Origin of the sequence: Pseudomonas sp. ChxA (assembly GCF_030263855.1) — a bacterium.
GTDB classification, from domain to species: Bacteria; Pseudomonadota; Gammaproteobacteria; order Pseudomonadales; family Pseudomonadaceae; genus Aquipseudomonas; species Aquipseudomonas fluorescens_CB.
In genome coordinates this window covers 1,830,259-1,841,841 of sequence record NZ_JARPMK010000001.1, presented here as the reverse complement: position 1 = coordinate 1,841,841, position 11,583 = coordinate 1,830,259, and the positions used below count along the sequence as shown (strand labels likewise).

Annotated in this window: 11 protein-coding genes; 2 read left to right on the top strand and 9 right to left on the bottom strand. The window is 58.0% G+C overall.

Annotated elements, in window-relative coordinates:
• Positions 1 to 3: 3 nt before the first annotated feature.
• Positions 4 to 747: a uroporphyrinogen-III C-methyltransferase gene (cobA, locus tag P5706_RS08260; protein WP_285678952.1), complete on the top strand. Its 744-nt coding sequence runs from the start codon at positions 4 to 6 to the stop codon at positions 745 to 747.
• A 60-nt stretch (positions 748 to 807) separates the two neighbouring features.
• Here cobA and P5706_RS08255 read toward each other — a convergent pair whose 3' ends face one another.
• From P5706_RS08255 to ppsA, 8 genes are all read right to left on the bottom strand, one after another.
• A complete protein-coding gene (locus P5706_RS08255; RefSeq protein ID WP_285678951.1) occupies positions 808 to 1,791 on the bottom strand; it encodes an OmpA family protein in 984 nt (327 codons plus the stop codon).
• A 107-nt stretch (positions 1,792 to 1,898) separates the two neighbouring features.
• Positions 1,899 to 2,489: an RNA polymerase sigma factor SigX gene (sigX, locus tag P5706_RS08250; RefSeq protein ID WP_017134760.1), complete on the bottom strand. Its 591-nt coding sequence runs from the start codon at positions 2,487 to 2,489 to the stop codon at positions 1,899 to 1,901.
• A gap of 87 nt (positions 2,490 to 2,576) precedes the next feature.
• On the bottom strand, positions 2,577 to 3,401 hold the full coding sequence (locus P5706_RS08245; protein WP_003193288.1) for a mechanosensitive ion channel family protein: 825 nt from the start codon (positions 3,399 to 3,401) through the stop codon (positions 2,577 to 2,579).
• Positions 3,402 to 3,403: 2 nt separating this feature from the next.
• Positions 3,404 to 3,649, bottom strand: a complete 246-nt coding sequence (locus P5706_RS08240) for a hypothetical protein (protein WP_005790375.1) — start codon at positions 3,647 to 3,649, stop codon at positions 3,404 to 3,406.
• 86 nt (positions 3,650 to 3,735) lie between these two features.
• The gene (gene cmaX, locus P5706_RS08235) at positions 3,736 to 4,731 is read right to left on the bottom strand and encodes a divalent cation transporter CmaX (protein ID WP_200432318.1); all 996 of its coding nucleotides are present in this window, start codon (positions 4,729 to 4,731) and stop codon (positions 3,736 to 3,738) included.
• A gap of 25 nt (positions 4,732 to 4,756) precedes the next feature.
• Positions 4,757 to 5,248, bottom strand: coding sequence for a ribonuclease E activity regulator RraA (rraA, locus tag P5706_RS08230; protein WP_200432317.1), 492 nt, complete (start codon positions 5,246 to 5,248; stop codon positions 4,757 to 4,759).
• Between the two features lie 232 nt (positions 5,249 to 5,480).
• Positions 5,481 to 6,470: an alpha/beta fold hydrolase gene (locus P5706_RS08225; protein WP_200432316.1), complete on the bottom strand. Its 990-nt coding sequence runs from the start codon at positions 6,468 to 6,470 to the stop codon at positions 5,481 to 5,483.
• A 106-nt stretch (positions 6,471 to 6,576) separates the two neighbouring features.
• Positions 6,577 to 8,952, bottom strand: a complete 2,376-nt coding sequence (gene ppsA / locus P5706_RS08220; RefSeq protein ID WP_200432315.1) for a phosphoenolpyruvate synthase — start codon at positions 8,950 to 8,952, stop codon at positions 6,577 to 6,579.
• Between the two features lie 178 nt (positions 8,953 to 9,130).
• Here ppsA and ppsR point away from each other — a divergent pair, with 178 nt between their 5' ends.
• The gene (gene ppsR, locus P5706_RS08215; protein ID WP_058412273.1) at positions 9,131 to 9,949 is read left to right on the top strand and encodes a posphoenolpyruvate synthetase regulatory kinase/phosphorylase PpsR; all 819 of its coding nucleotides are present in this window, start codon (positions 9,131 to 9,133) and stop codon (positions 9,947 to 9,949) included.
• Positions 9,950 to 10,057: 108 nt separating this feature from the next.
• On the opposite strand, the gene P5706_RS08210 is transcribed toward ppsR, so the two are convergent.
• Positions 10,058 to 11,482, bottom strand: a complete 1,425-nt coding sequence (locus tag P5706_RS08210) for an aminotransferase-like domain-containing protein (protein WP_138814347.1) — start codon at positions 11,480 to 11,482, stop codon at positions 10,058 to 10,060.
• Between the last annotated feature and the right edge of the window lie 101 nt (positions 11,483 to 11,583).

Below are 11,583 nucleotides of genomic sequence, written 5' to 3'. Positions count from 1 at the left end.
AACATGAGCGCAAAAGTCTGGCTGGTAGGCGCAGGCCCCGGTGATCCGGAGCTGCTGACGCTCAAGGCGGTACGCGCCCTGCACGCAGCCGATGTGGTGCTGATCGATGACTTGGTCAACCCGGTGGTGCTCGAACACTGCCCGCACGCTCGTGTGGTCACCGTGGGCAAGCGCGGTGGGTGCCGGTCTACACCTCAGGATTTTATCCACCGCCTGATGCTGCGCTATGCGCGCCAGGGCAAATGCGTGGTGCGACTCAAAGGCGGCGACCCGTGTATTTTCGGCCGGGGCGGCGAAGAAGCGCTGTGGTTGCGTGACCGTGGTATTGAAGTGGAGTTGGTCAACGGGATTACTGCGGGCCTGGCAGGTGCAACCAACTGCGATATTCCACTGACGCTGCGCGGGGTCAGCCGCGGCGTCACGCTGGTCACCGCGCATACCCAGGACGACAGCAGCCTTAACTGGCGCGCCTTGGCCGAGGGCGGGACGACATTGGTGGTGTATATGGGCGTAGCGAAACTGGAGGAGATTCGTCAGCAATTGCTCAACGGCGCAATGGCAGCGGATATGCCGGTGGCGATGATCGAGAACGCCTCATTGCCTCAGCAACGCGAATGCCGCAGCACTCTGGCGCACATGCATACCGATGCACAGGCATTTGCTCTCAAAAGCCCGGCGATCCTGGTGATCGGCAGTGTTGCTGGTGCAGAGCAGGCGGCCTGCATTGGCATGTCAGCGAGCGCCTAAGGCAAATTACAGGCGAAAAAAAGCCCGGCCTAAGCCGGGCTTTTTTTTACCACTCAGTAATTACTGAGCAGCTTGAGCTTCTACCGAGGCTTCTACGCGACGGTTGATAGCGCGGCCAGCTTCAGTTGCGTTGTCAGCAACTGGGCGGGATTTGCCATAACCAACCGAGCTTACACGGTTAGGAGCGATACCGTCTTTGACCAGGACTTGCTTAACAGCGTCAGCACGACGCTGGGACAGCTTCTGGTTGTAAGCGTCTGGACCAACGGAGTCAGTGTGACCTTCAACCACGGTGGTGGTCTGTGGGTACTGCTTCATGAAGTCGGCCAGGTTTTTCACGTCGCCGTAGCTGTTAGGCTTAACAACGGACTTGTCGAAGTCGAACTTAACGTCCAGCTCAACACGAACAACCTGAGCAACTGGAGCTTCTGGCTCTGGAGTTGGCTCTGGAGCTGGTGCTGGGGTAGGAGCTGGAGCGACTGCGCCGGCGTTGCCGCCGAAGTTCACACCCAGGCCAACCAGTGCGGAGTAGTCCCACTTGCCGTTGTCGATGCCGTAGTCAGCTTCAACGCCAGCACGAGCGAACAGGTTGTTGGTGAAGTAGTACTTCACGCCAGCGCCAGCGATTGCCAGAGTAGTCTGGTCGCGACCGCTGTGGCCGTCAGCCTGTACGTTGGTACGGCTCTGGTGACCGAAACCACCTTCTACGTATGGACGCAGGGAATCAACACCAGCCTGACCGAAGTGGTACTGAGCAGTTACGCTGCCAGTGTCACCTTTGATCTTCTGGGAACCAGTACCGTCGTTCGAACGGGTGTGGTTGGTGGTGTCGTAGTTCAGGTTGATCGACACGTCGTCGGTCAAGAAGTAACCGATGCTTGCGCCAGGGTTGAAGCCGTCTTCGATGTGCTTAACGCTATCGTTGTACTGCTTCTTGTAGAACAGCTGGCCTTCAACTGCGCCTTGGCCTTGTGCCAGAGCGCCGAAAGAAGTGGCCGCAATAAGAGAACCAATGGAAAAGCCCAAGGTGTTTTTCAGTTTCATCCGTTAAATCCCCATCTGGTGATTGTAAAGCAGTCCCACAAACCGGGGGACAACTCGGCGACAAGTCTAACAGAACTTGCCTACACGTAAGAGATATTTGCCACGCACTAAGTTTCAGTCTCGCCCGCAAATTTCTCACGTAATTTATCAAGAGCACGCTTGTAACGCATTTTTGTAGCACTCAAACCCATGTGCATGATGTCAGCAATTTCCTGAAACTCCAGCTCTGCGACAAATCGTAGCACCAGAATTTCACGGTCAATCGGATTCACATGCACCAACCAGCGATCAAGTCCGGCCTTTTCCTCGGGTACCGGCGCCTTCTCTTCAGACGCTTCCTCAAGGGGGTCCAGACTTAAAGCGTCCATCAAGCGACGCTTTCGCCGTTCCTTACGATACTGCGTGATGCACTCGTTGTACGTGATGCTATAGAGCCATGTCTTGAACTTCGATTTGCCCTCGAAGTTCTTCAGGCCGTATAGCACCTTGAGCATCACTTCCTGACAGACATCATCCGCATCTCTATCGTTCCCTAAATACCTTGAACAAACGTTGAACAGAGTGCGTTGATACCTGCGCATCAATTCTTCGTACGCGCGTGTTACGTGAAACAGCTCCGTGTGCGAGCGCGCGACCAACTCCTCATCAGAGAGCTCACGGGGGTCATAGCGCGTGGACAGCGTTTGGGCTTTATTCAAAACAAGTCGTGCCGACAGTCAGGTCAATGTCCGCTACAGCCCGGTCTCCCGGGTTTGCGGCGGCGTACATTAGCAGGATTTGCCGGGTTAGCGGCTACTGACCTGCTGCTCCAGGAGAATCCGATTGGACAGCGATACCAGCTCACCGTCATCGGTCAGCACCGTCGTCTTGACCGTGCCAATCTCCTCGATTTGCCCTTCGACCTCGCCCACACGCACCTGTTGCCCAACCTGATACAGCTCACGCACATAGATTCCCGCAAGAATCTGGCCGGCAATTTCCCGGCTTCCCAAACCCATGGCCAGCGCAACTGCCAGACCAACGGTAATCAAAACAATCACAATCACGTGGTTTAGCAGGTCAGTTTTGACCTCCAACTGGCTGATCGCGACGGAAATACTGATGATGATCACCAGCCCCTGGGCAATTCGCCCCAGGCCCGCAGCATAGTCCAACCCCACGCCTTCAGCAGCACCGCGCACCAGCCCGTTGGCCAGTTGCGCCAGCAAAACACCTACCAGCAATACCAGCGCGCCGCCGAAAACTTTCGGCAAATACAGCGCCAGCATGTCGAGCGTAGCTGAAACTCGCTCAAGTCCAAGGGATTGAGCCGCAGAAACCAGAAAAATAAGCAGAACGAACCAATAAACGATCTTACCGATGAGCGTTGAGATCGGCACTTGCAGCCCTGCACGGCCCAGCAGCTTCGTCAGGCCGGTGCCCGCCATCAAGCGATCCAGCCCCAATTTTGCAAGCAATTTGGACAGCAGGGTGTCGAGCAACTTGGCCACGACAAAGCCCAGCAACACCAAAACCAGAGCACCAAACAGGTTGGGAATAAAATTCGCCACCTTGGTCCACAATGCGGTCATCGCGGTGACCAGGCTCTGGGTCCAGAGATCAAGTTCCATATTCAATCAGCCTTATCAGCAGTGCGAGCAAGAGGTTTACGACGCGAAACCGGCGATACGTGGGCCGAACCATTGTTCAAGGCCATCATCAATGCCGGCAACCAACGACCCAGCAGACCGAACAGGTCGCCCGCCCCTACCTGACGGTTGGCGGTTTTCAACACGCGGCCCAGGCAGGCATCGTCATCACGGTTGGATGGCGACGCATTGAGCATGTCACGCAAAGACTGTTCGAACGGATCGTGCATAAAGACCTCTCGCAAGTGAGTTAAAAGACGAGGGTTAAATTCTTGGGGTCACATGTACCCCTGACTACGTTCAGTTCATATTCAGGTCAAACCCAGCGCAATCGTCGAAATAGCCACCATTGCCCCAGTGCTACCGAGACCATCAACAGGCAGGCAATCACGAATCCATAGGGGCTGGCGGAGAACGGAATCCCGCCCACATTTATACCCAGCAAACCGGTCAGAAAACTCATCGGCAGGAAGATGCCGGTGATGATCCCGAAGCGGTACATGGTGCGATTCATGCGTACGCTCAAGCGCCGGTCTTCGGCCTCAAGTACCAGCCCCACGCGCTCCCGGGTCAGTTCTAGCTCTTCCAGGTAGCGAGTCAGGCTGTTGTTCAGTTCGTTCCAGTAGTCAGCATCGTCATCACAAAACCACGGTAATTTGATCCGCGTCAGTTGCGCAAAAATATCCCGCTGCGGTGCCAGGAAACGCTTCAATCCGGCAGCCCGTCGACGGATCTGCAAGACGTTGCCGTGCTCCGGGGTATACCGTTCGTCGGCATCGAGTTTTTCTTCCTCTAAATCGACGACTTCGGACAGGTCGGTGACCAGATCCTGCACTTTATTGGTCAGGTACTGCGCCATATAAAGGATGAGTTCAGAAGCGGTTTTTGGCCCTTTGCCCTCAGCCAGTTGCACCAGCAGCTCATCGGTAGCCCGCAATGGGCGCAAGCGCAGGGAAATCACGCGACTGGCTGCCGCAAAAATACGCACCGAGACCATGTCTTCCGGCTCGGCGCCCGGGTTGAGGTTGATCCCGCGCAGAAACAACAGCAATTCGCTGTCCGGCAGCGGCAAAAGGCGCGGGCGGGTGTTCTCCTCCAGCAACAAGTCGCAGGCGAATTCGCTCAGACCGCTGGATTTACGCAACCAGGTCTGGGTCTGTGGATGGCTGCGATCCCAATGCAGCCACAGGCTTTCCTGGGGTTGCAGTTGCAAGTCGTCGAGCTCAGTCCGGGCAATCGAACGCGCACCGCCTTTACCGTCCAGCACCAGGGCATGCACCAGCCCCCATTGCGCGTTTTCTTCCTCGAACATCCTCACCCCTTTCGGCTACTGCGGTTTATTCAGGCATTTTCAGCGGGCTTGGCGAAACGATCACGCCATTATTGTCGGCGTAGACGTACTCACCAGGGCGGAATGTCACGCCGGCAAACGTCACCACCACATTCAGGTCGCCAATGCCGCGTTTGTCGGTCTTCATTGGGTGAGGCGCCAACGCCTGCACACCCAGGTCAGTCTGGGCGAGGACGTCGACATCACGCACGCAACCGTAGATCACCAAGCCTTCCCAACCATTTTTTGCGGCTTTCTCGGCGATCATGTCGCCCAGCAGCGCGCGGCGCAGGGAACCGCCGCCGTCGACCACCAGCACCTTGCCGGCGCCCGGTTGGTCGGCCTGTTCCTTGACCAGCGAATTGTCTTCGAAGCACTTGATGGTGACGATTTCACCGCCAAAGGAGTCTCGGCCACCGAAATTACTGAACATCGGCTCAACTACCTGCACCAGCTCCGGGTAGGCGTCGCACAGATCGGGCGTCACGTAATGGTTCATCGAGAAACTCCTGTCGTCAAAGAAGAGGTCGAACAATCCCACGGTGTACATCAGCAAAACGCGTCACAACGGCTGATCTTTAAGCGCTCCCCCGTTAGCGGCGGCCATGATCAGACTCACACCACCGCAACGCAATAGCGACTGCGCGACTGAATATGACCAGAAGCGTTTGATGCGTCATATCTTAGCCGCAACCTCTGCCGAGTGAAACGCCCTTGGCAGAGCGGTTGCGCTAAACCGTTGCAACCACCTGCGGCTCTGCCGCCAGTAAAGGTGTCAGTGGGTCTTTCAACCACTGCGCCACCAACGGCCACACTTCAGTCTGCGCGGCCTTGCTGACGAGCATCTCGACGTGCCCGAAATCCCCGCTGAAGCCTTGCTTGCGCCCCAGGCACAGGTATTGGCGATGTTCAGAGCCGACTTGTTCGAACAACTTTCGACAGGCCCAGTCCGGGTCCTGTTGATCGCCAGCAGCGCTGACGGCCAGCAGCGGCACGTCGACGTCGGCCAGCCCCTTCCACCAGTCCTGCTTGCCTTCGCCAAAACGACCGAACAGGCCGTTCCAGCGCATCGCTTCGATCATCACGCCCGCCGGCTCATCCTCGGGGCCGCGTTTGAGCCGTACGCCGGATACTTCACCAAAACGTTTCAAGAGCAGACGGCCGGTCCACTCCAACGGCGGAATTTTCAGCGGCCAGTGGGTGCGGCTGACCTGGCAACCAAACAGCGCTACCGACGCCACGGCTGGCGCGCCAAGGTGCTGACCGCCCAGGGCCGCTGCCAAGGCGGTGCCGCCCAGGGAGTGGCCGATCCAGTGCGGGATTTGTGCGCTTTGCTCACGGACAAATGCACCGATCGCCGGCAAATCGTAACGCGCATAATCGGCGACGCGGTTTCTGGCGTAATCCTGATTGCGCTTGGACAGGCCATGGCCGCGCATTTCCGGGATCCACACATCAAATCCCTGACGCGCCAGGTAAGCACCCAGGCCGATACCTTTGGGCGAATACCAGAAGCGCCGATTGGAAAAACTGCCGTGCAATAAAATAACCGGCGTGCCCCGGTTTTGCGGGACATCCGCCAGGCCCAAACGGGTCACAGCCAGCTCGACGGTGCCGTCGGGGCTGTTGCCGGGTTTGAGGCGGTACACATCTTCACTCAGGTCGCCACGACGTTCAGCGCTGATCAAGGCGACGGGAAATAGGTTGCTGCTGCTTTGCATAATGCTCTTGCACAAAAAAGGGCGGCGTCCGGATGGAGTTCCGCCCTGTACAGATAAGAATGCCGGTCACCCAGGCTGGGTGACCGGCACTTTTGACGTCACGACCTTAGGCGGACGCTTGGCCTTCCGCCAGGAAGAACCAGGTTTCCAGCACGGAGTCGGGGTTCAGCGAGACACTTTCGATACCCTGTTCCATCAGCCATTTGGCCAGGTCCGGGTGGTCGGAAGGGCCTTGACCGCAGATGCCGATGTACTTGCCGGCCTTGTTACAGGCCTGGATGGCGTTGGCCAGCAGCTTCTTGACCGCAGGGTTACGCTCATCAAACAGGTGCGCGATGATCCCCGAGTCACGGTCCAGGCCCAGGGTCAGCTGGGTCAGGTCGTTGGAACCGATGGAGAAGCCGTCGAAGAACTCCAGGAACTCCTCGGCCAGGATGGCGTTGGACGGCAGTTCGCACATCATGATCACGCGCAGGCCATTCTCGCCGCGGGACAAGCCGTTTTCAGCCAGCAGGTCGACGACTTGGCTCGCTTCGCCCAGGGTGCGTACAAACGGCACCATGATCTCGACGTTGGTCAGGCCCATCTCATTGCGCACGCGCTTGAGGGCACGGCATTCCAGCTCAAAGCAGTCACGGAAGGCTTCGCTGATGTAACGCGAAGCGCCACGAAAGCCCAGCATCGGGTTTTCTTCTTCGGGCTCGTAGAGCTTGCCGCCGATCAGGTTGGCGTACTCGTTGGACTTGAAGTCCGACAGGCGCACGATGACCTTTTTCGGGTAGAACGCCGCCGCCAGGGTGCTGATGCCTTCCACCAGCTTCTCGACGTAGAAACCCACAGGGTCGTTGTAGCCGGCGATGCGCTTGTCGACGCTTTCCTTGATTTCCAGTGGCAGGCCGTCGTAATTCAACAGCGCCTTGGGGTGTACGCCGATCATGCGGTTGATGATGAACTCGAGGCGGGCCAAGCCCACACCGGCGTTCGGCAACTGCGCGAAATCGAACGCACGGTCGGGGTTGCCGACGTTCATCATGATTTTGAACGGCAGGTCCGGCATCGCATCGATGGAGTTTTGCTTGATATCGAAGCCCAGCTCACCTTCAAAGATGAAGCCGGTGTCGCCTTCGGCGCAGGACACGGTCACACCCTGGCCGTCTTTCAACAGTTGGGTGGCGTTGCCGCAACCGACGACTGCGGGAATCCCCAACTCTCGGGCAATGATCGCCGCGTGGCAGGTACGCCCGCCACGGTTGGTGACGATGGCGCTGGCGCGCTTCATCACCGGTTCCCAGTCCGGGTCGGTCATGTCGGAGACCAGCACGTCACCGGGCTGGACTTTGTCCATTTCGGATACGTCCTTGATGATCCGCACTTTGCCGGCGCCAATGCGCTGGCCGATGGCACGGCCTTCCACCAGCACAGTGCCGGTTTCTTTCAACAGGTAGCGTTCCATGACGTTGGCCGAAGTGCGGCTCTTCACGGTTTCCGGACGCGCTTGCACGATGTACAGCTTGCCGTCGTCACCGTCTTTGGCCCACTCGATGTCCATCGGGCACTTGTAGTGCTTTTCGATAATCATCGCTTGTTTGGCCAGTTCGCTGACTTCAGCGTCGGTCAGGCAGAAACGCGCGCGTTCGGCCTTGTCGACTTCAACGGTTTTCACCGAGCGACCGGCCTTGGCCTCGTCACCGTAGATCATCTTGATGGCCTTGCTGCCCAGGTTGCGGCGCAGGATGGCCGGGCGGCCGGCCTCAAGGGTGTGTTTGTGGACGTAGAACTCGTCCGGGTTAACCGCGCCTTGTACGACGGTTTCACCCAGGCCGTAGGCGCCGGTGATAAACACCACGTCACGGAAACCGGATTCGGTGTCCAGAGTGAACATCACGCCGGCGGTGCCGGTTTCCGAACGCACCATGCGCTGCACACCGGCAGACAAAGCCACCAGCTTGTGGTCGAAACCCTGGTGTACGCGGTAGGAAATAGCGCGGTCATTGAACAGCGAGGCAAACACTTCCTTGGCGGCGCGGATCACGTTTTCAACGCCGCGGATGTTCAGGAAGGTTTCCTGCTGACCAGCGAAAGAGGCGTCCGGCAAGTCTTCAGCGGTGGCCGAGGAACGTACGGCAACTGCCATGTCCGGGTTGCCGGCCGACAGTGCTGCGAAGGCGGTACGGATTTCTTCGTTGAGCTTCTCGGGGAACTCGGCGTCCATGATCCATTCGCGGATCTGGGCACCGGTCTTGGCCAGGGCGTTGACATCATCGACATCCAAGGCGTCCAGCGCGGCGTGGATCTGGGCGTTGAGGCCGCTCAGCTCGAGGAAATCGCGGTACGCCTGGGCCGTGGTGGCGAAACCACCGGGCACCGAGACTCCAGCGCCTGCAAGATTACTGATCATCTCGCCGAGGGATGCGTTCTTGCCCCCCACATGCTCTACATCATGGACGCCGAGCTTATCGAGGGAAACTACGTACTCTACCAAGGTGATCTCTCCACTTTCTGTGTTGGAAAAGCTCAGGACGCCGGCGGCTCAGTAGGAGCAAACGCCAGCGCTTGTGGCCTGGACCTGGAAAATAAGTGAGAATGCGGCCCACTGCGGGACGGCAAAATCGCGCCTATCATATCCAAGATTCGCCATCAGCTTAAGGCCCAGGGCTCAAATGAAACGATCTGCTTTCTTTATCTCCGACGGCACCGGCATCACAGCCGAAACATTGGGTCAGAGCCTGCTCGCGCAGTTCGAAAACATTACCTTCGCCAAATTTACGCGGCCGTATATAGACAGCGTGGATAAAGCGCGGGCCATGGTACAACAAATCAATCTGGCGGCTGAAAAAGACGGTTTTCGCCCGATCATTTTCGACACCATCGTCAATCAAGACATTCGTGAGATCCTGGCAACCTCCAATGGTTTCATGATCGACATCTTCTCCACGTTCCTGGCGCCATTGGAACAAGAGCTGAGTGAACATTCCTCCTATTCTGTGGGAAAGTCCCATTCCATTGGCCACAACTCCAACTATATGGAGCGTATCGAGGCGGTGAACTTCGCCCTCGACAACGATGACGGCGCTCGCACCCACTACTATGACAAGGCCGACCTGATCCTGGTGGGCGTGTCTCGCTGCGGCAAGACCCCGACCTGCCTGTACATGGCCATGCAATTCGGTATCCGCGCGGCCAACTACCCGCTTACCGAAGACGACATGGAGCACCTGACGCTGCCTGCCGCCCTGCGTGCGCACCAGCACAAGCTGTTCGGCCTGACCATCGACCCGGACCGCCTCACCGCCATCCGCAACGAGCGCAAGCCCAACAGCCGCTACTCCAGCTACGCCCAGTGCGAGTTCGAAGTGCGCGAAGTGGAAAATCTGTTCCGTCGCGAGAATATTGCACACATCAATTCCACGCATTTTTCGGTGGAAGAGATTTCCGCGAAGATTCTGGTGGAGAAAGGTGTGGAGCGCCGCTTCAAATAGTCGGCGCCTGTACGGGACCCATCGCAGGCAAGCCAGCTCCCACAGGGGAATGCATTCCAAATGTGGGAGCTGGCTTGCCTGCGATGAACGATAACGCGGTAAACCTGCCTACAGCTGAAACCTGTCACCGCCCTGCCCCAGCGCAGTGGCCAACGCATCAAAGCCCTCACGCAGCAACTGATCATCGCCTGACGTATTACAGATACTCGCCCGAATAAACTGCGGCACCGCCGTCTGCCCTACGGCAAATGCCTCAGCGGTGGCGATCAGGTAATTATTCTGCTTGAGCTCTGCCTCGATTTCCGACGCCCGCCAGGGCTCAGGTACTTCAATCCAGAAGTGCGGGCTGTTGAGGTGGGTGCGGTATTCCAAACCGACCAAGAGGTCGCGCACCAAGGCTTTGCGCCGGCTGATCTCGTTGATTTGCTGGCGCAGCAGGTATTCCGCCGTGCCATTTTCGATCCATTGGGTCGCCAACTCCAACGTCACCGGCGTGGCCATCCAGCAGGTCGAGCGCAAGGCCGCCGAAATACGGCTGACCAATGCCGGTGGCGCATGCACATACCCCACGCGCAGCCCGGCAGACACGGCCTTGCTCAGGCTGCTGATCAAAATCGTACGCTCGGGGGCGAAAAAACTCAGTGGTGGCGGGCGGTCTTCCACCAACACGCCGTGGGCTTCGTCCTCCAAAATCAGCAGATTATGCTCGCGGCACACTTTGGCCAGCGCTTCCCGGCGTGCGACCGACAGCACGGCCGTGGTCGGGTTCTGGATCGTCGGCGTGCAGTACAGCGCCGAAACCCGGTGATTACGACAGACTTCATCCAGCGCACCCGGCAGCACGCCTTCGTCATCCATCTCCAGGCCTATCAGCCGTACACCGAGCATCCGTGCGGCGGTGATAAGCCCTGGGTAAGTCAGTTGCTCAGTGACCACCGTATCCCCGGCCCGCAAGAGCGCCATCATGGCGCACAGCAGACCATGCTGGCCGCCATTGACGCAGATGACCTGCTCGGGAATCGGATGGAAATCGCGCTGCACCAACCATTGCGCTCCGGCCTCGCGGTAGCGCGGCAAACCGGCGTCCGGCGTATAGGCGCTGATGTCCTGAAGGAACTTGGCGTTGGTCGACAAGGTTTGGAAGCTTTGGGCCAGGAACACCGTCTCTTGCCCAGGAATGTGCATGTTGCGGCTCATATCGAAGTACTGGCGCGGCTCTTCGCTGACGTTGCGAAAACCTTCATCGCGCTGGCGCTCCATCCCACGCTTGCGCACGAACGTGCCGTCACCGACACGCGCCACCACCAGCCCCAGGCGTTCCAGCTCGCCGTAGGCGCGGCTGATGGTGCCGATGGTCACACCGAGGTTGTCGGAAAGAACCCGATGGGGCGGCAGTTTGCATCCCGGCTCAATCAAACCTTCAAGGATGCCCCGCTCCATCACATCGGACAGGCGTTTGTACTTGACGCCCTGACCGCTGGACAACCCTTCACGCATAATTGACACCATGTCAATATTTGTTTTGACAGCCATCATTCGCCCTAATAGTGTGCTTTTACGGGTTCAATCACCGAATGAAACAACTTAATACACAGTCAATATAGAGTTCAATTCCGGCTCAGGGAAGCAATAAA